The organism is Citrobacter sp. wls710, from assembly GCF_005281115.1.
Lineage (GTDB): Bacteria > Pseudomonadota > Gammaproteobacteria > Enterobacterales > Enterobacteriaceae > Citrobacter > Citrobacter werkmanii.
On sequence record NZ_SZXD01000058.1, the window covers coordinates 129,617 to 149,800 of the forward strand.

A 20,184-nucleotide genomic window follows, 5' to 3' on the forward strand; every position below is an offset into this window, starting at 1 on the left:
GGTGTTGAACTATATCAACATCAGTTTGATGCCGTGTGGCAACTATTGCGATGTCGATGAATAATCCGAATGAATGCTATACCAACTGCACGAGCCAGAAAGCCCACTGAACCGCAACCATGCAGAGCGTATGTCGATACTGTTTTAATGCGCCTGACTGGCGATCGGCCAGCGTGAGTGTCTTCAGTCGTTCACGTTGCCAGATAAAGTACAGCGCCTCTCCAGCCTGCGTATTGTTTTGTGCGGTGATCAGCGAAAAATAACGTTCGTCGAGCCATAATCGCCAACAGCCAAACCAGACTATGGCGCATAACAGGGCGATAACGGCTCGCAGTATTCCTGGCGGCGCGACAAAAAGCACCCACGCCAGCGGCGGCAGGGAAAAAAGCAGGATGAAGCGCCAGCTCGCTAACGTATGTCGCAACAAACCACTCTGAAGATCTTCACTTTCTGTTACGTCGTCACTTTCTGTTGCCATTGTTGCAGCATCTCCAGATGTTTATCTGTCAGTACCACCTGTGGCCGACTCGCCCGAATCTGCGCCACGGCGTGCCCTACCGTCGCCGCATGACCGTAACGTAACAACCACGCCGCAACCACCATCGCACTGCGCGAGAGACCTAAGGCACAGTGAACTAGCACCGAGCCCTGCGTCTCACGCAGAGTCTCCAGCGTATTCACCGCCTGCTGCAGTTCGGATTCATTCGGGATCACTAAATCCAGCATCGGTACGCAGTGATAAACACGCGAAGCCGTCGCACGACCACGTGGAAACTCAAAGGTCACGTCCAGCACCGCATTTTGCGCAGGCACGCTGTGCGGGTAACAGCCGAGATACACGCCAGCCACCACCGGGCTTATCGCAGGCAGACGTCGGGTAAACCAGCGCATCGACAGCCACATTCCCGCTCGCCACGGTAATGACAGCCAGTAAACGGCGGGAGGCAGTTGGCCCTGCGGATCTTTAGCCGTCACCGCTGCGCCGAATCCAGCGTAACCCCACGCAACCATCAGCAATGCCAGCGCAGGCCATAACAACCACGGCGTCAGCAATGCGGCGGTGATAAAACATAATGCTGATCCAAACAGATAACGACGCATCAGCCTCAGGCGAGCAGCATCCGGCTTACACCAGCGCCAGCGGTGTTGTTCCGGGACCAGCCAGTCAATCAGCATCCCTGTCGCCAGACCGGTAATAATATCGATAAAATGATGCTGCCAGGTGGTCAGCACGGATATAGCGATCAGTAAAAACCAGCTATCACATAGCCTGCGCCAGCCGCCGGACAGATAGCGACTGAAGTGCCGCCACAGCAGCCAGCAGAGTATGATATGCAGTGACGGCGACTGGTTATAGGGTAGATCGAACTGTTCCAGTTGTGCGAACAGCCACCCTGCCGCACCGGTCACCTCAGGACGCGTAAAACTAAACTGCAACGGAAACAGTAAAAAGCCGCCGCAGGCAATTATTGATGCCAGCACCAGCCGGAGCACCAGTCGACGCTGCTCGAAACGTGTAGTGCAAACAAACAGAGATAACCCGTAAAAAAGATCCAGACTCCAGTACGGGATGATGGTCCACGGAATAAAAGGAATGGCAGATTCCCAGGTAAAAACGATGCTGCCAACGTTGTGAAATTGAGCATCCTGCCAGGCGGTAAACTGATTCACCTTGCCGTACGTAAGGAAAAAAGGGGGCCAGCAGCAGCAACCACCCGACTGCCTGCACCATAATTTTACGCTGTTCAGGAAGCACGGCGTACCGCCATGGAAACGGTAAAAATACCCCACTCATCAATCAGCTGCGCACACTTCTCAAAGCCCGCTTCGCGGACCAGCGCATCCATTTCACCCTGTGTACGCACGCGCATAACCCATGCTTTGCCGTCTTTATGACTGGTCAGCGACCAGGCTATCGTTTTAAGCTGCGGATGCCACGGCTGCCCGGTGTAAATCAATACGCCCCCCGGCGGTATCGCCTCTGCCAGCCCGGCCAGAGAGTTTTTGACCAGCGAATTCTCAGGAAAAAGCTCGTACAAACCAGAGACGATCCCCAGAGCAGGACGAGGCTCCAGCGCCGCCAGCTGTTCGCGGTTGAAGGCATCGCCTTGCTCAAAACGCGCAATGTCAGCCATGCCTCTGCTGGCGATCATTTCCCGACCTTTATTCACATTCAGTTCACTGTAATCACGCAGTAAAATTGAACGTACTGCCTTTTCGCCCTCCAGCGCGTCGAGCACATAACGTCCGTGTCCGGCAGCAATATCCACCACATGTACCGACGTACCCCGCTCATCCAACTGTGCAACAGCCTTACTAATCAGCATCTGCAAATGAATCTTACGCTGGCGGATCCCCTGCCAGCCGACATTGTTCAGGTAGTTCTTGTCGATTAAACGCCCCAGCGCACCGTTACCCTGCGGCTGGTTGCGATAGACGTAATCCAGGGTGCTGCCGGAATCAAAGCCTGTTTCAAACCCAAGACGAACGCCCGTCGATTGCGTGCCCAGAAGCTTCATTCCGTAGCGCAGGCCACGGTACGCAATGTCGTCGAGAGAATACGGCGCGGGTCCCCCGTTGAGCATCCGCCAGGTATCGGCGCCAGGGCTCCAGCGATCTTCGTTGCTGTAATCAAAATGCTGCGGCGGCATAGCGTAAAGCGTAGAAATGAAATCACGCATTTTAGCGAACGCCAGATGCCGGTCTTTTTCGCCCAGCGTGTCGTGGTAAAACCCCGGCAACACGTGCAGTTCCTTGAGGGGATTTCTCAGGCGCTGATAAAAATCAATTTGCGGCTGGCGATGCACAACGAAATCATCGCCGGACACCAGTAACTGCACTGGTAGCGTAATGGCGGCGGCATCGCTGACAATGCGTTCCGCCGTTTTGTAGAGATCCAGCAAGATGTTCACCGCAATAGCCCGGGTGATCTGGGTATCAAGGTTAAAGCTCGCCACACGATCGACGTCATGCGTCAGGTATTTACCCTTAACATAAGAGTTGACGAAAAACAGGCCGCGCAACTGGTGCATCAATGCCAACCCCTGACGGGCAAACGGCACATACAATTTCACTTTGAAGGCCGGAGATGCCAGTACGAGTCCACGAATAGCGGGTGCGTAGTCATGTACCCAGGTCGCGGCCAGTACCGCGCCAACGCTCTGCGCCACGACCACCACATCTTCCATTGCGGCATGGCTGTCTGCGGCGGCGAAACGCACAAACTCTTCGACATCCTGAACTGAACGCGCCAAAGAAGGACTATAGCCACGTTGGCCCGGAGAATGGCCATGACCTCGCGCATCCCAGGCATAAAATGTGGTATCCGGAATCGCTAACTCATCCACAATATGCTGTAGGCGCCCGGAATGTTCGTGTCCGCGATGGAACATGACGATCACTTTAGGCGCTGCGTCAGGGGCAATTGCCGGCCAGTAGCGATAAAACAATTCGGTGTTGTCACTGGTCACAAAATGACGTTCGTCAGGTACGCGTGTATTACTCATGCGAATGTAATCCTTTAGTTTGTTGCTCCAACAGCAACAGTTGCTGTCTGAGCCCGTCCATGAAGAGAGATTTATCCCCATGAAAATACAAAGCACTGCCAAAATTGACATCAATAAACAGCGGGAGCGGTATACGATTCCCTTTCGCCATGACAGATTCTGTGCCACGTAGCCAGACGGGAATAATCGGTACCTCAGGTACGTGCTGGCTCAGATGCCATAACCCTGACTTCAACGGCGATAATTTTCCAGGCTCTCCCCGCGTCCCTTCCGGAAAGAGGATCAGGATCTTTCCGTCGCGTAATGCCTGTTCACACTGCGCCAGCGGATTGGTTTCTCCGCCCTTTCGCGAGATAGGAATAATGTTGAGAATATTTAGCGCAAACCAGGCCATTGCTTTATTACGCAGGAAATAGTCAGCGGCAGCCACCGGATGAACCAATGACTGCCGGCGCAGCGGAAAGAGCGAAAGCAACGCAAACACATCCATATGGCTGTTGTGATTGGCGACAATAATTGCCGGTCCGCGGGTGGGCAAACGCTCCCGATGTCTGATACGCAGCCCCAACCACAGCCAAATCACCGGCCAGACGATACACAGCGTAAACAGCGTTCGCAGAATTGAACTCAGCATAAGTTAGTAGCAAAAGTAGCGAATGAAATGGAAAAATACGGGAGCTGTGAAGATCAGAGAGTCAAGCCGATCAAGGATCCCGCCATGGCCAGGCAGCAGTGTTCCACTGTCCTTCACGCCAATATCACGTTTGATAGCCGACATCACTACATCGCCACAAAAACCGCTAATACCGATAATAAAGCCAGCCAGTAGCGACAGCGGTATGCTTAGCGGCGTCATCAACGGTCCTAACAACGCGGCCAACAGCGTGGTGGTCGCTACGCCGCCAACCAGTCCCGCCAGCGTCTTATTAGGGCTGACTGTGGGCATCACTTTGATCCGCCCAATCGATTTGCCCCACAGGTACTGCGCGATATCGTTGAATTCCGTTAAGCCAACCAGGAACAGCACCAGCAATGCGCCGGTTTGTTTGCCGTCATCCGGCAGAACCAGCAAAAACGCAACATGGCTGAAGGCAAAAACGGTGGTCATCAGGCTCCAGTGGTGCTGCGAAGCGTAGCGCAAGAACCCCTGCGTATCGCCCGCAATGACCATTCGTACGGGTAAGAATAAGAATGCGTATACCGGGATAAACACCACAAACATGCCGTACCAATTGATGCCAATCAGCCAGTAGTTAATCGGGATAGCAATAAACATCCACAGCAGTGGCATGCGATCGGTTTGGCGCGAAGGCGTCAGCGTCAAAAACTCTTTTAGCGCCATAAAACTTACCAATGCGAAAAAAGTTAACGCCAGCCAGTTTGGGCTTAAAATAGCCAGAGAAAACAGTACGATGATTATCCACCAGGTGCGAATGCGTAGCGTCAGCTCCCGCCAGTCTTTGCCTGGACGTAGCCACACCAGCAAACCATTCACCGCTGTTGCGACCAACAACAGCGCGAAAATAACCGCGAGGGATTTTTCCAGCAGCATCATTTCACGCCCTCTTCGCGTAATGCACTTTTACAGCGGTTAATCACTGTCCAGATCAGCAAAAATATGGCTACCCCAAAGAGGATATTGTTCCACTGCACTAGCTGCGGCCAAAGCGAGAGCGCCAGCCCCCACGTACCAAATACCAGCGCTCTGTCGCTTTTACCCAACGGCCCGGCATAGCTGCGGACGCCATTAATCGTTTGCGCCAGAACGCCACAGAACTCCGTCATCACCGCACAGAACAGCATCACGATAACCATCAGTCCGTTGCTGCCTGGAAGCAGCATAAATGGCAGATAAAGCGCAAGATCGGAAAGAATATCTCCACTCTCATTAAGAATGGCCCCAAGGCGTGATTGTTGATTGCATTCACGCGCCAACATGCCGTCCAGCGCGTTAAGCGCCATCCGTATAAACAATACGCCAGGCAAGAGAATAAAATATTGAGGATGGGGAAAAACGACCAGCACGGCGCCGGTGACAATAGAAAGCGCCATCGCGGCAAGAGTAACGTGATTTGCTGTGACGCCTTTTTTATGAAGCCTGAACATTAATGGGCGTAAAAGCGCCTGAAAAGCGGGCTTTATCTGATAAAGCGTCATCATCACTCCTTGATAATAATTGAGTGAACTATAGTGTATTAATTAATCGCTGCCGCCTATTACTTTTTAGCGAGTCAATTGAAAATCGGATTTTATAAACAACAATCCATTATTTTTTCAACCACTTACCGTTTATACCTTGCACATACTCCCCCGGTTTAGCGCGAGCAACTAACTTCTGCCCGGCCATTTTTGCCACTTCGTCTGGCGGAATATTATTGCTCTCAGCCAGCTGCTGATAACTGGCGCTTCGCGCCTTATTAATCTCACTCACCAGCGCCTGCGTTTCAGCATCGGTTTGTAATGCCACCAGATAACCATTAAGTGTTTCCCCCACCCGCCCCTGGGTTCTGGCTTCATTCAGGGTCAACGCCCACGCATTGCTGGTGATAAAACTCAGCGCCACCAGGATCGCTGCAAGCTGTTTTTTCATCATTACCTCAGAACAGATCGCTGCGCGATTTCAATAAGCTCTCAACGTCTTTATCAACTTTGATATGGATTTCATGCTCAATTTTGACGTTCATATTAATCGTGATCGGCTCTTTTGGCGCAGCCACTTCGATTCTTGGGGTACAACCTACCACCAGAGATGAAGCCAGCAAACTCAGCATGGCGGCTATCGTTTTCATTGTTGTTCCTCACATTCCTTGCCTTCCAGGCAATGGGTTTCCGGCAGCGCTGCATTTTGCTCAAGCCATGCCTGTAAATTGTCACCAAAACGCAAACTGCGCCATAGCGTAAAGATGTTTTCCTCATGGGTGTAATTCAAATTAACCGTACCCACTTTGCCATCGACTCGACTATTGCCAGTAACGGTTGCCTGCATCGTTAAGACGCCCAGGTTATCCAGGTTTATTTTCGTCCAGGAATGGGTTATTTCCATATAGCGCAGCCAGTTAATTGCCGCGCCAGCCGCCATATTATCTTTAACGACGGCATCCGCCGTGTCTTTATCAATGCGCAGCGTCATTGGACCTGGGTTGGTTAACCAGCCGTCTTTGATGATCCACTTTTCGTTATCTAACCATAATGGCAACGCGCCACTGACCGGACCCGACATGGCGAATTGCTTGGGGTTAACCGCGCTAATAAGCTCGCTGGAGGAGATATTCTGCACCCTTAATAAGGCTGGGTCGTGCTGTGGCATCCGCAGTTGCTGCATGATGACTTTGCCTCCCAGCAGTTCGGCGCTGACATCGCTCAGCAGTAATGGATTGCCTTCACTCCAGGGGTACGCGCCCTGCAGATCGGCAGTAATATTTTTCACCGTCACCTGATTCACGACTTCCGCAATACGCAGTGAAACAGGCCCACGCGTACCTAGTTGCCATGCACCTTCGCTAAACCGAAACGGCAAGATAAAATCGACGCCATTAATTTGGTTATCAGGCATCCAGGCGCTACCGCCTTTTAATACCCCATGACCGCCTGCTTCAAAGCCCTGTTCCGGCGCGGCCGAGAATGCGACCTGCGCATAGAGATCACCTTCACGCAGTTTCATTTTCCAGTCAGGCGGGATCAGCGGCTGGAACACGGTGAGTGATTGTTTTGGCCACCAGGCCTGCCCGCGCAGACGGATCCCGTCCCAACGACCATTTAGCTGTACGGGGCCAATCGCACCCGCGTGAAGCTGGCCCTTGAACTGGAAAATCGTCGGGTCGCTGCCTTCCACGCTGAACTTTAGCGTTGAGGGAGGTAAGACGCTTCCGCCGGTGAAGACGGTTTTTCCTGCGTCCAGTGATAGTGCGCCGCTAAACGTCGGTTTGGTCGCGTCCCGTACCCAGACGATCGGCTCATCCATTACCAGGCGTGGATTTTCCACCGTCATGGTGCCGTATTGCAGGTGATCAAATCCGGTGGAGAGATCAAAGAGCTTCAGCGTGTTGTCATGCCATTCCCCCTTACCCGCCACGTCCCAGCGAGCATGCATCGGCGTAAAGCTGCCTTCGCCCCAGTAGCGCCATTGCCAACGACCGGCATCAGGAAGAAAATCATTTGCCAGACCATCCAGATGCAGTTCAAAGCCCCCCATCTGGTTTTCATGCGCACGCAAAATAGCCTGTAGACGGCCATCCACCCCGCGTTGTGTTACCTTTACGCCCGCCAACGGCCAACGAATCTCGTCAATATCCAGCGAATCAATTACCCGCCCCCGCGAACGCAACAGCGCCCCAGGCTCAAACGCCAGTTGCGGATCGTTCAGGCTGCCGGTGAGTTTGGCGGGTAATTTTGCGTAGAAGATCAGATCGCCCTGTTTCGCTTCGCCGATCAGCTGTAACGGCATCTCGTTATTATCGATACCCAACTTACCTGGCCCCAGCGTTAAAACGGCATTTCCTTTACCGGCATCGCCTTGCGTCAGAATGTTCAGACGCCCGCTCACCACGGCGTTTTCCAGCCCTGCCTGCCAGTTTTCAACTTTCATGCCCAGCCGCCCGCTTAGCGGGAATCCCTGATAAGGCCAGTTCCAACGACCATCGCTGATGGTCAACTGCTGGCGGGTTATTTCCCACGGAAGATCGAGCAGTGGATCGGCACTATCCCGCGCCATGACGATCAGTTGTCCGCTGTTTTCTTGCCACTCCAGTTCGGCATCCACAAGCGTGGGTTCCTGCGGCAAGCTCAGCGTCGCAACGGCATGACCGCTCACTGGTAACCCATCCGGAACCAGCGGCATAGTAAATTCACCGACCAGTTTTACCGGCGGTTGTCCTTCAAATGCAGCGACATCCAGCTCATTTACCGTGAGATTTTGCCCATGCAGACGCCCCTGGAATTTAACCTTTTCACCCTGGTAGCGCAGTTGCTGAGTAGCGGGCGCTAGCGAAAGCGACAGTTTCCCCTGCCATTCCTGCCAGGGAGAAAGAATAAGTTTGTCGATGTTAATCCAGGTATTGGGCAGCATCGATTGCCATTCAGCCAGCGTTTTGGGTGCTACCGGAGACGCTTCTGTCTGCGGTAATTTGGCCAGGCAAGCGGAATCCAGCTCAATTGTCCCGACATTGAGCAACCAGCGGCTGGGATGGGACAGGTCCGCCTGAGTAATGCGCGCCAGCGGGCAATCATCGACCAGATAGCGGAGTTCCGGGATATGCAGCCCATGCCGTGTCAGCCGTGGACTCTCATCCAGCGCGATACGTGTCCCCACAGGTAACCAGACGCCCACCAGGGTCGGGACCCACAAACCAAGCGTCATCACCAGCGTCAGCGGCACGAGAATCAATAATAAAAGGAGTGCCAGAACGGCTTTATATTTACCCTTCATGGGTAGTTAATATCCTGATTTAGCAAAATTTAAGCCGGTTTAGGCCTGTATTGTGGCATGTTTAACTAAACATGCCCACCTTAAGAATAGATGCCATTGAAATATATGTAATATTTATAGGTTGTGGATAATAAAAAATAGTGGTCTCTCAGGGAGGTACTCCTGTACCATATCCGTCAGTAACGCAGAAAACCGACCATTTTTTTCCCTGTTCGCCCTATGCCGTGCCTCATTTCTGGTGAAAGGCAATGCCCAATAATTTGTCGAGCACAATATTAACCAGCGAAATAGCAATCTTCTCAACCTGAGCTCTTGCTGTAATTGCCACCGTGTTTTTATATTGTCGCAGTAGTTGATCTCTGGCGTAGAGCAACGCCTCCAGTTCACTGTCACTCAGTTTTCCCTGCCCACGAAGACGCAGCCAGTATGCAACTTTCTTACCGGTATCGTTTATTACCTCATTCGTATCTTTTGCAGCTGAGAGCAAGAGCGCTTTCAGTTGTTCTTTAATGGATTCAGCAACCTCATTTTTAATCGCATTCATGGCATCATCAATATCTGACATTTTTCATCCCCTATTTTACAACAGACCCCACGCGGGAAGTTTCTCCCCGAATGGCCAGATCGTAGTTCAACTTAACTACATCGATTTTTTCGTTCACATAGGCGACGCTAAATAACTTTTTATCCTTCATCGCCATTCGGCAATCACTCTCAAAGACATTATCGAGGTAATGAATAGCCCGTACACGTGAGTCATCATGCTTGCCTGCAGCATATTCAGTCGCTTCACGGAACTTGAGGTCCCCGGTATCGCAGGTAGCCTTTACCTTAGTTTCATCAAAGGTATTCCCGGGTTTAGCTGTATTATCTTCGAGAAATTTAAGGTGGAACGCCTTCAAATTTGTGAAGTTCTGGTACGCTCCTGCATCGTAGTGTGAAACGAATAAGGCACACCCACTCAGTAAAAGGAAAGTGCACAACATCATCCGGGCAGCGGAATTAAGCACTATATTAGATCGTTTCATTTTTCACTCTCCGCGATACCCCATGATGGCAAACAGCGTTTCCCCTCCTTGTACATCGCTGGCAAGGAACCCGTCGGCGGTGAGCGCCAACGGGCGTCGCGTCACCGAATTACCAACATTACCGCCAATAATTTCAATCTCATTAGTGCCAACGGAAACAACTAAGTCGGTGTGACTACTGTAGTTGCCCAGATGCTGATGATCGTAATCAACGACTTTGTCGGGATCTCTGTCCCAACAGACTAAATCCCCCACCTGCGGTTTATGCTCATTCAGCCTGTATCCCCAGTACAACGCTTTGGCATTGCCCTGATTTCTGTCGCGAATCGATTTGCTGATGTACGTCGCATGCGAAGCGGAGTAGGAAAAACGCTCCCCCGCGCCAGCCTGACGCATGGCCCATGAAATAAACGCCGCCGACCACGGCCAGTCATGATCTCGCCCGTCCAGATCGTCCCGCCCGATTTTTGCCCAATACAGGCCAACACGTTGCCACCAGCCATCCTCACCCTCTTTGTGTCCGGAATGAAGAAGGCCACCATTGCGGTTGTAGCGCTGCTCGCCAAAAAACAGCCACTCGTCAGTTGCGATCGACGCGGCGTTATCTGCAAAACCAGAGACGAGTGTTTCCTCGCCAAAATACGGAACGCTGGGTTGTTCCACCGGAGGTAGCGACGTCTGAGTGATTGATATATCAGGTGATGGCCCGACGAGTATACCGTTGGCATTAATGGGGACCTGTGAAAGATCCCAGTTGCCGCGATCTATTTCAAATCGCAAACATTTTGTACGATAAACGGTAGGATGAAGTTCGGGGTTGCTATGGTTGGCTAACCATGAATTTCTCACTTCAACATACTGGGAAATCCAGGTATGTTCATCACCCCCACTGGCTGGAGGCACTTCACGAAACTGGGCGCGCAAGAACGTCAAAATAGCGCCGCTATGAACAAATGAGTCATAGATGACCAGAAGTGAAAGCGCATCTTTAAAACCAAAGTCCTGTGCCCATTTCAGCGCAGGCAGATAGTAGCGCTCATCAAAGAACCGATCCTGTACCGATTTCATTATCGGATCATCGCGCCCTGCTCGTCGTAATAAGTCTTTAAACGGTTCATTGTCAACCAGTGCGATATTACCTATCTTTGGAACAAACGGAGCAAGATCGGCACTGAATCGCCCATTTTCATTAACGTAACGGGTCACCAGATCCTGCAATTTGCTGTATTCCGTAGTTTGTGAACGACCGTAAGTGATCTGCCTGATCCCGTGAGGGCCATCATGGAATATCGCGATAGCCGAGTAATCACCTTCGGCCGAGCCGGTTTCAAACGCATTCAGGACTCGTTCACAGAGACTTTTCTGTGCTGGCGTAAGTATCATGATGCCCCTCTCTATTGATAGTTAATCATTACACTTCACTTACTTTTTCATGCTGTCGGATTTACCCTGCTCTGCGGGTTTTGGGCCTGTGGAACGGACTTGCATAACCCGTTGAAGAATATCGAACCAGAAAGGTCCGCCAAGTGAGACGGCGAAAATAGTCACCAGCAGTCCCATCACTTTTGCCAGCCATTCCGCAGCCCCTTGAGGCCATCCTTTCCAGCCCAGTTCGAAACCTGCAGACTGCATAACGGCAATCGCGTGTTTATATTTACCTTCAGCTGTCGCGATACGGTCCTCGTCCTGAGCCTGATTTTTCGCCTCATTGACTTCCTGCTGCGCGATCGCCACCATTTTTTCTCGAACCTCAGGATTGGAGGCCAGCACCGTCGCAAGATTGAGGCTGTCAATATTTCCCCCCAGAACCAAAACGGTGGCGACAATCAACGTGATGGTCTGCATTTTTCGTTTGTACCAACCCGAGGCGCGATCCATTACCGCATCAAACTGTTTTGCAACCGCGTTGCGAAACGTGGCCGCGTTATTGCCCGTCTGCGCCACCACTGTTTCGAGGATGCCTTTGATCCGGTTATTTTTGGCATTTCCCGGCAGCGCGTTTACTCCAGCGGAGAGCGTTGCCATCGCACTTTTGCTGACAACTAACGCCTCCACGACTTGCGCGACAATGTCTGGGGGAATATAGGAAGGACGCCCCTGGTTTCCTTTACTTAGGGACTGAATTAACGGATGTTCAAAAAACTGAGTAATAAATTGCTGATTTTGCGCCAACTCGCCTGAAAGGAACTCGTTCAGCGCCACTTCAAGATTTTGACTACGAATACAGGCCCACGCAGAAATAGTTTCAACAATCGCGGTACACGCTATCCCAAAAATGAAATACACAGTCATCATCCCAATTAATATATCAAGCGTTTCAAGTCCAAACATGCTGTCTCCCTCATAGTGAAGAGCGTTTGATCAACCGACCGCAGAAACCATGCTAGTTGCTTCCTGAAAATATGAGTCAGAAACAGTGAGTATTCGGTAAGAAGTTCGTAGTAATTACTCGCGAGGTATCAATCAGAAGTCGCATACTCTTTGCCTAACTACATGCGTCATCTAATAAACAGCCACTAATAAAATATTATTATCCTGCCAGTCCAAATTAAAACCATTTTATTAATGCTATCCCCTGCGAAAACACGTAAATATTAATTACCCCCACTTAATTTTAGTCGGCAATATTCAGAAAAACATCAATAAAGGTAAAGGCGCTCTAACCAAATTTGAAGCAAGGCCAAGTAAAATGAAAACATTAAAATACATAGCTTTCAGTATTTTTATCGCTATACTAAGTGGTTGCAGCACGTCCAACACTGGTGTTACCAGTATGGCATCCAGCAGCAATGAAATAGATATTTCAGCTCAAAAACCAGATTATGCCATTGTCAAGGTTTTGTATGCCACCGATAGAAATCAGAACAGCGGCGCACCACCCAACCAATCATATGGAATCAATCGAGCCTCAATCTCCTATGGATTCTGTGAAGTTAGCATTCCTCGACACCACATTATAGGAGTAACTGAACAACCTTCATTTTTAAAACTTGAGTTCAAAGAAGACCCTAAAAAACACGTAGCCTTACTTGGTGTAACGCCTTTAGCTAAAAATGATTTTTTCAATTACCTTGTGTCTACAGTAAGCAATACACCAGAGAAAAAGACCTTCATTTTTGTTCATGGGTATAATGTTTCATTCGCCGAGGCAGCCAGAAAAACAGCTCAAATATACTATGATTTAAACATCGATATGGTCCCTGTTTTTTATAGTTGGCCTTCACAAGCCAGAACCTCTGCTTATACCATTGATGAGCAAAATGCTGAGTGGACACAAACCAACCTAAAACATTTCCTTATCGATTTTCTTGAGAAATCTGATTCAAAAAATATTTACCTGATAGCCCACAGTATGGGTAATAGAATTTTATCGCGGGCGGTTATTGATGTATTGAATACAAATCCAGATTATCGAAATCGTATAAAAGAGGTCATTCTAACTGCTCCTGACATAGATGCCGATGTTTTCAAACGAGACATTGCCCCTGCATTGGTGGCAAAAGGAGAGCCTGTTACTTTGTATGCTTCATCAACAGATAAGGCGTTAGCCGCATCCCAGGCGATACACCGTTATCCGCGAGCGGGTGATTCGTCTACTGGTTTGATTTATTATCCTGGAATAGAATCGATTGACGCAACCAGCGTTGATACTAGCTTTATAGGCCATAGTTACCCAAGCGAAGAACGTTCTGTGCTTTCAGATATTTTTTATCTTATTAATGATAACAAGCGAGCATCCCAACGCATCGGGCTAAGCTACATTGAAGCTGGGCAATACTGGAAAATCAATGAATAGATAGCGAATTCAGGCCTTCTGAATAACACAAATATACTTTGTTCGGCGATAGTAGACTCCTGGAGACAAGAGTCTACTATCAGTACAAATGTCTATAGTCAGGAACGGCCAGGTAAAAGCTAACACTCATGTCGACCCACATTTAACCTTATGTATTTGCTATATTTCTAGTTATGTTAAGACATCCCCCAAGGAAGAATGTGAATGTACCTCACTTTCGTCTGTCCCTAATCCCTCTGCTCACGGCATTTTGCCTGCCCACGCTGAAATTTCATACTACTCAGCTAAAGAGTGTGTATCTACTCCGCCATCACCCTATGCTGAGTAAAGTGGTTTAAATCCAGCAATGTGACCACATTAAGAAGAGATACTCTAAAATTATTCATTACTTCTATGACTATCAATAACTTTTTAGATTTTGTAAAATAATTTGAATTGAACTAATGTGACGTCAAAATCACTGGAGAAAGTCTTATGAAACTCGCCATCTATAGTACAAAACAGTACGACAAAAAGTATCTGCAGCAGGTTAACGAGGCTTTTGGTTTTGAACTTGAATTTTTTGACTTTCTGTTGACGGAGAAAACAGCTAAAACAGCCCATGGTTGCGAAGCGGTATGCATCTTCGTCAACGACGATGGCAGCCGACCGGTTCTGGAAGAACTGAAAAAGCTGGGTGTGAAATATATCGCCCTGCGCTGTGCCGGGTTCAATAACGTCGATCTCGACGCGGCAAAAGAGCTGGGTCTGCAGGTGGTACGCGTCCCGGCCTATTCGCCTGAAGCCGTCGCTGAGCATGCGATTGGCATGATGATGACCCTGAACCGCCGTATTCATCGCGCGTATCAACGTACCCGTGATGCCAACTTCTCTCTTGAAGGGCTGACCGGCTTTACCATGTATGGCAAAACGGCTGGGGTGATTGGTACCGGTAAAATCGGTATTGCTGCGCTGCGGATCCTGAAAGGTTTTGGTATGCGCCTGCTGGCGTTCGATCCCTACCCAAGTGCCGCTGCTCTGGAATTAGGCGTGGAATATGTCGATCTTAAAACGCTGTTTGCGGAGTCCGATGTTATCTCCCTGCACTGCCCGTTAACGCCGGAGAATTATCATCTGCTCAACCAGGAAGCCTTTGAGCAAATGAAAAACGGCGTGATGGTTATTAACACCAGTCGTGGGGCGCTGATCGATTCACAAGCGGCTATCGATGCTCTGAAAAACCAGAAAATTGGTTCACTGGGTATGGATGTATATGAAAACGAACGCGATCTGTTCTTTGAAGATAAATCCAATGATGTGATTCAGGATGACGTGTTCCGCCGTCTGTCAGCCTGTCATAACGTGCTATTTACCGGGCATCAGGCGTTTCTGACCGCCGAAGCGCTGACCAGCATTTCTGAAACGACTCTGCAAAATCTGAAACAAATCGCCAAAGGCGAAACCTGTCCAAACGCCCTCTTCTAATCCTTGTGCCCCCTGGCTTTAGGGGGGCATTTTCAGATAATTGCCGATGATAAAATAGTCAGTATCATTATTATATTAAATGTATTCCGGTCACGAACTTAGAGAATTTTAATGAAGAAAGTTGTCACGTTAATTGCCCTCAGCACGCTGATGGCCGGCTGTGTGAGCAGTGGAAAAGTTTCCGTCAATCGCGACCAGTTACAGCATCACCGTTTCGTTTTGCAGAGCGTGAATGGTAAAGCTGTTACCGTCGCCAACAACCCACCCGAATTGAGTTTTGGCGAAAACATGACGGTATCGGGAAAGATGTGTAATCAATTCCACGGCCAGGGCAAGCTGTCCGACGGCGAGTTGAAAGTGAAAAATATGGCGATGACTCGCATGATGTGCGCCGATCCACAGCTTAACGCGCTCGACGGCATCGTCAGCGAAATGTTTAAGCAAGGCGCACAGGTCGATTTGACTGCTGACCAGTTGACACTGGCGACGGCAGAACAAACGCTGACGTATAAACTTGCGGATTTAATGTAATAAACGAGGTGGCTCAATAGCTCCCGCAGCTTCCGGCGGCAAGCGACTGTTCACTACAGCGTTTGCCGTTGGGTAGCGCACACATCCCGATGGCTGAGCCATCCAGTTGACGGGCCACAGAGAGCGAACCACCAATCATGGCGCAATTTGCCTCTCCGGAACTGGACATTGCTGCCTTCATGCCCGGTGCAACATGTGCTGCAGTTGCCTGCTGAACAGGTTCACTGCTACACGCCGATAATAATAACGCGGCACACCCTACCCAAAACGCTGCGCGCATCTTACTCCCCTCTGAATATTAACCAAACGACACAGCCATAAATAATAGGCAGCAGACACACTGCCGTCGAGAGGCAAACCACGCATTTATGCGCGCTGTTTACATTTTCTGGCAATTTTTTGCCTGCTCCTTTGATCAAACCATTCATTCTCTTTATTCCAGGGACACAAAAGCGAAAATGCGCCTGAATGGCTTTTGCTAAAATAGAAGGATAATTACAGGATTCGCCGCTGTTACGCGAGTCCCTCTTTTTGCGCAATGTAAGGGTGTCAGTATGCAAACAATTGACGGTAATGGTGCGGTTGCTTCGGTCGCATTTCGTACCAGCGAAGTTATCGCCATCTACCCGATTACGCCCAGTTCGACGATGGCTGAACAGGCGGATGCCTGGGCCGGGAACGGGCTTAAAAACGTATGGGGGGATACTCCTCGCGTCGTAGAAATGCAGTCAGAAGGCGGTGCTATAGCGACCGTTCACGGCGCGTTGCAGACCGGTGCGCTCTCTACGTCGTTTACTTCATCGCAGGGCCTGCTGCTGATGATCCCAACGCTGTACAAACTGGCCGGTCAGTTGACCCCGTTTGTACTGCACGTTGCGGCACGTACGATTGCGACTCACGCGTTATCGATCTTTGGCGATCATTCCGACGTGATGGCGGTACGTCAAACGGGATGCGCGATGCTGTGCGCCAGCAGTGTTCAGGAAGCACAGGACTTTGCGCTAATTTCGCAAATGGCCACCCTCAAAAGCCGGGTCCCGTTTATTCATTTCTTTGATGGTTTCCGTACATCGCATGAGATCAACAAAATTGTGCCGCTGGCCGATGACACGATCCTCGGACTGATGCCTCAGGCGGAGATCGATGCTCACCGCGCTCGGGCGCTAAATCCAGAGCATCCGGTTATCCGCGGTACATCAGCGAATCCGGACACCTACTTCCAGTCACGCGAAGCGACCAACCCGTGGTACAACGCGGTTTACGATCATGTAGAACAGGCGATGAACGACTTCGCCGCAGCAACGGGTCGCCAGTACCAGCCATTTGAATATTACGGCCATCCGCAGGCAGAACGCGTCATTATTTTGATGGGCTCGGCGATTGGCACCTGTGAAGAAGTCGTCGAAGAACTGCTGGCTCGCGGCGAGAAAGTTGGCGTGCTGAAAGTGCGCCTGTTCCGCCCATTCTCTGCCAGACATTTGCTGCGCGCCCTACCGGAAACCGTACGGAGCATCGCCGTTCTGGATCGCACCAAAGAACCCGGCGCGCAGGCAGAACCATTATACCTGGATGTCATGACCGCGCTGGCGGAAGCGTTTAACTGTGGTGAACGAGAAACCTTACCGCGTGTGATTGGCGGACGCTATGGTCTTTCGTCCAAAGAGTTTGGACCCGACTGCGTCATGGCGGTCTTTAATGAGCTGAATAGCGCGAAACCAAAACCACGCTTCACGGTCGGTATCTATGATGATGTCACCAACCTGTCATTGCCTTTGCCAGAAAACACCCTGCCCGGCACCGCTAAGCTCGAAGCGCTGTTTTACGGCCTGGGTAGCGATGGCAGCGTGTCGGCCACCAAAAACAATATCAAGATTATCGGTAACTCTACGCCGTGGTATGCGCAGGGTTATTTCGTCTATGACTCGAAAAAAGCAGGCGGCCTGACCGTTTCCCACCTGCGCGTCAGCGAACATCCCATTCGCTCAGCGTATCTGGTTTCACAAGCCGATTTTGTCGGCTGCCACCAGTTGCAATTTATCGATAAGTATCAAATGGCCGAGCGCCTGAAACCAGGTGGTATCTTCCTGCTTAATACCCCGTATAACGTGGATGAAGTCTGGTCGCGTTTGCCGCAGGAAGTTCAGGCTGTACTGAATCAAAAGAAAGCCCGTTTCTACGTCATTAATGCGGCCAAAATCGCCCGTGAGTGTGGTCTGGCGGCGCGTATAAACACCGTGATGCAAATGGCGTTCTTCCACCTGACGCAAATCTTACCCGGCGACAGCGCGTTGATCGAATTGCAGGGTGCGATTGCGAAAAGCTACAGCAGTAAAGGACAGGATCTGGTCGAACGTAACTGGCAGGCATTGGCTCTGGCGCGTGAATCCGTCGCCGAAGTAGCCCTGCAGCCGGTTGATCCGCATAGCGCCAACCGCCCACCGGTGGTTTCTGATGCCGCACCAGATTTCGTGAAAACCGTCACCGCAGCAATGCTCGCCGGTCTGGGTGATGCGCTTCCCGTTTCCGCGCTGCCGCCAGACGGTACCTGGCCAATGGGCACCACGCGTTGGGAAAAACGTAATATCGCCGAAGAGATCCCCATCTGGAAAGAAGAGCTGTGTACGCAATGTAACCACTGCGTTGCCGCTTGCCCGCACTCGGCAATCCGCGCCAAAGTGGTTTCCCCAGAAGCGATGGAAAACGCCCCTGCCAGCCTGCACTCTCTGGATGTGAAATCACGCGATATGCGTGGTCAGAAATATGTTCTGCAGGTCGCGCCAGAGGATTGCACCGGTTGTAATCTGTGCGTCGAAGTGTGCCCGGCGAAAGATCGTCAAAATCCAGAAATCAAGGCCATCAATATGATGTCGCGCCTTGAGCATGTTGAAGAAGAAAAAGTTAACTATGACTTCTTCCTCGATCTGCCGGAAATTGATCGCACCAAACTGGAACGTATTGATATTCGCACCTCGCAGCTGATTACGCCGTTATTTGAATATTCCGGTGCCTGCTCTGGCTGCGGTGAAACGCCGTATATCAAACTACTCACTCAGCTGTACGGTGACCGGATGTTGATTGCGAATGCCACCGGGTGTTCATCAATTTATGGCGGTAACCTGCCCTCAACGCCCTACACCACAGACGCCAATGGGCGTGGGCCAGCATGGGCAAACTCGCTGTTTGAAGATAACGCCGAGTTTGGCCTGGGCTTCCGTCTGACGGTGGATCAACACCGAGTGCGCGTTATGCGTCTGCTGGAGCAGTTTGCCGATAACATCCCGGCTGAACTGAATGATGCGCTGCATGCAGAAGCCACGCCGGAGGTTCGTCGTGAGCAAGTAGCGGCCCTGCGCCAGCACCTGAAAGATGTCGAAGGCGCACAGCAGTTGTTAACCGATGCCGACGCGCTGGTTGAGAAATCCATCTGGCTGATTGGCGGTGATGGCTGGGCCTACGATATTGGCTTCGGCGGGCTGGATCACGTCCTGAGTCTGACCGAGAACGTCAATATTCTGGTGCTGGATACCCAGTGTTACTCCAACACGGGCGGACAAGCATCAAAAGCCACGCCTCTTGGGGCTGTCACTAAATTTGGGGAGCACGGCAAACGTAAGGCTCGTAAAGATCTTGGTGTCAGTATGATGATGTACGGGCATGTTTATGTCGCGCAGATTTCCCTGGGTGCCCAGTTGAACCAGACGGTGAAAGCTATTCAGGAAGCGGAATCCTATCCGGGGCCGTCGCTGATTATCGCGTATAGCCCTTGCGAGGAGCATGGTTATGATCTCGCGTTGAGCCACGATCAGATGCGTCAGCTCACGGCAACCGGATTCTGGCCGCTGTATCGCTTTGATCCGCGTCGTGCTGACGAAGGTAAACTGCCGTTGGCGCTGGATTCTCGCCCGCCGTCAGATGCACTGGCTGAAACTTTACTTAACGAGCAGCGCTTCCGCCGCTTAAATGCCCAACAGCCTGAAGTGGCTGAACAGCTGTGGAAAGATGCAACAGCCGATCTGCAAAAACGCTACGATTTCCTGGCGCAACTGGCAGGTAAGGCGGAAAAGAGCGGAACCGAGTAATACGCTTAGTTCAGCGTTAAAGTGGAACGAAAAAAAAGCCCGAACAGTTGTTCGGGCTTGTCAATTTATTCGCTGGCTAATTAATATTGGCTATCAATACGTCAACGAAAAAATAAAACGTGACAATAAAGGCATATAACACGCGCAGAATAGCTCAACAAAATTCACTTGTATAATTTTTATTTTATATATTTTTAATAAACACATTCATTGAAATTATCACTGTTTCTGTGGAATTATTTATTTAAGGTTTTACTTAAGACGTAACAATTCATATTTATCTCTTTACGGAACTTCTCCTTTAGCATGCTTTTACTCCCAACATGGGTAGTCACAGGTTAAATAAAAAAACTAA

At 50.5% G+C, this 20,184-nt stretch carries 17 protein-coding genes and 1 pseudogene; 4 read left to right on the plus strand and 14 right to left on the minus strand.

Annotated elements, in window-relative coordinates:
* Positions 1–76: 76 nt before the first annotated feature.
* From FDX14_RS22135 to FDX14_RS22195, 13 genes and pseudogenes are all read right to left on the minus strand, one after another.
* Entirely contained in the window at positions 77–478 is a 402-nt protein-coding gene (locus tag FDX14_RS22135) for a hypothetical protein (RefSeq protein WP_079224061.1), read from the minus strand.
* Positions 454–1,756, minus strand: a pseudogene (locus tag FDX14_RS22140) (phosphatase PAP2/dual specificity phosphatase family protein). Before FDX14_RS22140 ends, FDX14_RS22135 begins: the two are co-directional and overlap by 25 nt.
* Positions 1,746–3,506, minus strand: coding sequence for a bifunctional alpha/beta hydrolase/class I SAM-dependent methyltransferase (locus FDX14_RS22145; RefSeq protein WP_137350260.1), 1,761 nt, complete (start codon positions 3,504–3,506; stop codon positions 1,746–1,748). The pseudogene FDX14_RS22140 and the gene FDX14_RS22145 overlap by 11 nt, the downstream one beginning before the upstream one ends.
* Complete coding sequence (locus tag FDX14_RS22150; protein ID WP_137350261.1) at positions 3,499–4,140, minus strand: lysophospholipid acyltransferase family protein; 642 nt, start codon at positions 4,138–4,140, stop codon at positions 3,499–3,501. Before FDX14_RS22150 ends, FDX14_RS22145 begins: the two co-directional genes overlap by 8 nt.
* A gap of 3 nt (positions 4,141–4,143) precedes the next feature.
* Complete coding sequence (locus FDX14_RS22155) at positions 4,144–5,061, minus strand: phosphatidate cytidylyltransferase (protein WP_042308212.1); 918 nt, start codon at positions 5,059–5,061, stop codon at positions 4,144–4,146.
* A complete protein-coding gene (locus FDX14_RS22160) occupies positions 5,058–5,663 on the minus strand; it encodes a CDP-alcohol phosphatidyltransferase family protein (protein WP_137350300.1) in 606 nt (201 codons plus the stop codon). Before FDX14_RS22160 ends, FDX14_RS22155 begins: the two co-directional genes overlap by 4 nt.
* 109 nt (positions 5,664–5,772) lie before the next feature.
* Positions 5,773–6,096 (minus strand): YdbL family probable chaperone protein, encoded by a 324-nt coding sequence (locus FDX14_RS22165; RefSeq protein WP_042308209.1) that lies wholly within the window; start codon positions 6,094–6,096, stop codon positions 5,773–5,775.
* Positions 6,097–6,103: 7 nt separating this feature from the next.
* Positions 6,104–6,295 carry a YnbE family lipoprotein gene (locus FDX14_RS22170; protein ID WP_042308207.1) on the minus strand — a complete coding sequence of 64 codons (192 nt, stop codon included), beginning with the start codon at positions 6,293–6,295 and terminating at the stop codon, positions 6,104–6,106.
* Complete coding sequence (locus tag FDX14_RS22175) at positions 6,292–8,931, minus strand: YdbH family protein (protein ID WP_137350262.1); 2,640 nt, start codon at positions 8,929–8,931, stop codon at positions 6,292–6,294. The genes FDX14_RS22170 and FDX14_RS22175 overlap by 4 nt, the downstream gene beginning before the upstream one ends.
* Positions 8,932–9,160: 229 nt before the next feature.
* Positions 9,161–9,496, minus strand: coding sequence for a hypothetical protein (locus FDX14_RS22180; protein WP_042308203.1), 336 nt, complete (start codon positions 9,494–9,496; stop codon positions 9,161–9,163).
* A gap of 10 nt (positions 9,497–9,506) precedes the next feature.
* Entirely contained in the window at positions 9,507–9,959 is a 453-nt protein-coding gene (locus tag FDX14_RS22185) for a hypothetical protein (RefSeq protein WP_137350263.1), read from the minus strand.
* Between the two features lie 3 nt (positions 9,960–9,962).
* Positions 9,963–11,342 carry a DUF2272 domain-containing protein gene (locus FDX14_RS22190; RefSeq protein WP_137350264.1) on the minus strand — a complete coding sequence of 460 codons (1,380 nt, stop codon included), beginning with the start codon at positions 11,340–11,342 and terminating at the stop codon, positions 9,963–9,965.
* Between the two features lie 39 nt (positions 11,343–11,381).
* Positions 11,382–12,290 carry a hypothetical protein gene (locus tag FDX14_RS22195; RefSeq protein ID WP_061381273.1) on the minus strand — a complete coding sequence of 303 codons (909 nt, stop codon included), beginning with the start codon at positions 12,288–12,290 and terminating at the stop codon, positions 11,382–11,384.
* A 358-nt stretch (positions 12,291–12,648) separates the two neighbouring features.
* Between FDX14_RS22195 and FDX14_RS22200 the strand changes: the two genes are divergently transcribed.
* The 3 genes from FDX14_RS22200 to hslJ all read left to right on the plus strand — a co-directional run bounded on the left by FDX14_RS22200 (position 12,649) and on the right by hslJ (position 15,750).
* Complete coding sequence (locus FDX14_RS22200; protein ID WP_137350265.1) at positions 12,649–13,755, plus strand: alpha/beta hydrolase; 1,107 nt, start codon at positions 12,649–12,651, stop codon at positions 13,753–13,755.
* Between the two features lie 474 nt (positions 13,756–14,229).
* Complete coding sequence (locus tag FDX14_RS22205) at positions 14,230–15,219, plus strand: 2-hydroxyacid dehydrogenase (protein WP_079224047.1); 990 nt, start codon at positions 14,230–14,232, stop codon at positions 15,217–15,219.
* Between the two features lie 111 nt (positions 15,220–15,330).
* Positions 15,331–15,750, plus strand: a complete 420-nt coding sequence (hslJ, locus tag FDX14_RS22210; protein WP_137350266.1) for a heat shock protein HslJ — start codon at positions 15,331–15,333, stop codon at positions 15,748–15,750.
* Between the two features lie 13 nt (positions 15,751–15,763).
* Here the strand turns inward: hslJ and FDX14_RS22215 are convergent, their stop codons facing one another.
* Positions 15,764–16,030 (minus strand): putative hemolysin, encoded by a 267-nt coding sequence (locus FDX14_RS22215; protein ID WP_003833199.1) that lies wholly within the window; start codon positions 16,028–16,030, stop codon positions 15,764–15,766.
* Positions 16,031–16,304: 274 nt separating this feature from the next.
* Here FDX14_RS22215 and nifJ point away from each other — a divergent pair, with 274 nt between their 5' ends.
* Positions 16,305–19,829, plus strand: a complete 3,525-nt coding sequence (gene nifJ, locus FDX14_RS22220) for a pyruvate:ferredoxin (flavodoxin) oxidoreductase (protein ID WP_137350267.1) — start codon at positions 16,305–16,307, stop codon at positions 19,827–19,829.
* Positions 19,830–20,184 lie beyond the last annotated feature (355 nt).

Excerpts from the sequence above, each read along its gene's own strand:
- FDX14_RS22135 (WP_079224061.1), bottom strand. The coding sequence starts at position 478 with ATGGCAACAGAAAGTGACGACGTAACAGAAAGTGAAGATCTTCAGAGT.
- FDX14_RS22145 (WP_137350260.1), bottom strand. The coding sequence starts at position 3,506 with ATGAGTAATACACGCGTACCTGACGAACGTCATTTTGTGACCAGTGAC.
- FDX14_RS22150 (WP_137350261.1), bottom strand. The coding sequence starts at position 4,140 with ATGCTGAGTTCAATTCTGCGAACGCTGTTTACGCTGTGTATCGTCTGG.
- FDX14_RS22155 (WP_042308212.1), bottom strand. The coding sequence starts at position 5,061 with ATGATGCTGCTGGAAAAATCCCTCGCGGTTATTTTCGCGCTGTTGTTG.
- FDX14_RS22160 (WP_137350300.1), bottom strand. The coding sequence starts at position 5,663 with ATGACGCTTTATCAGATAAAGCCCGCTTTTCAGGCGCTTTTACGCCCA.
- FDX14_RS22165 (WP_042308209.1), bottom strand. The coding sequence starts at position 6,096 with ATGAAAAAACAGCTTGCAGCGATCCTGGTGGCGCTGAGTTTTATCACC.
- FDX14_RS22170 (WP_042308207.1), bottom strand. The coding sequence starts at position 6,295 with ATGAAAACGATAGCCGCCATGCTGAGTTTGCTGGCTTCATCTCTGGTG.
- FDX14_RS22175 (WP_137350262.1), bottom strand. The coding sequence starts at position 8,931 with ATGAAGGGTAAATATAAAGCCGTTCTGGCACTCCTTTTATTATTGATT.
- FDX14_RS22180 (WP_042308203.1), bottom strand. The coding sequence starts at position 9,496 with ATGTCAGATATTGATGATGCCATGAATGCGATTAAAAATGAGGTTGCT.
- FDX14_RS22185 (WP_137350263.1), bottom strand. The coding sequence starts at position 9,959 with ATGAAACGATCTAATATAGTGCTTAATTCCGCTGCCCGGATGATGTTG.
- FDX14_RS22190 (WP_137350264.1), bottom strand. The coding sequence starts at position 11,342 with ATGATACTTACGCCAGCACAGAAAAGTCTCTGTGAACGAGTCCTGAAT.
- FDX14_RS22195 (WP_061381273.1), bottom strand. The coding sequence starts at position 12,290 with ATGTTTGGACTTGAAACGCTTGATATATTAATTGGGATGATGACTGTG.
- FDX14_RS22200 (WP_137350265.1), top strand. The coding sequence starts at position 12,649 with ATGAAAACATTAAAATACATAGCTTTCAGTATTTTTATCGCTATACTA.
- FDX14_RS22205 (WP_079224047.1), top strand. The coding sequence starts at position 14,230 with ATGAAACTCGCCATCTATAGTACAAAACAGTACGACAAAAAGTATCTG.
- hslJ (WP_137350266.1), top strand. The coding sequence starts at position 15,331 with ATGAAGAAAGTTGTCACGTTAATTGCCCTCAGCACGCTGATGGCCGGC.
- FDX14_RS22215 (WP_003833199.1), bottom strand. The coding sequence starts at position 16,030 with ATGCGCGCAGCGTTTTGGGTAGGGTGTGCCGCGTTATTATTATCGGCG.
- nifJ (WP_137350267.1), top strand. The coding sequence starts at position 16,305 with ATGCAAACAATTGACGGTAATGGTGCGGTTGCTTCGGTCGCATTTCGT.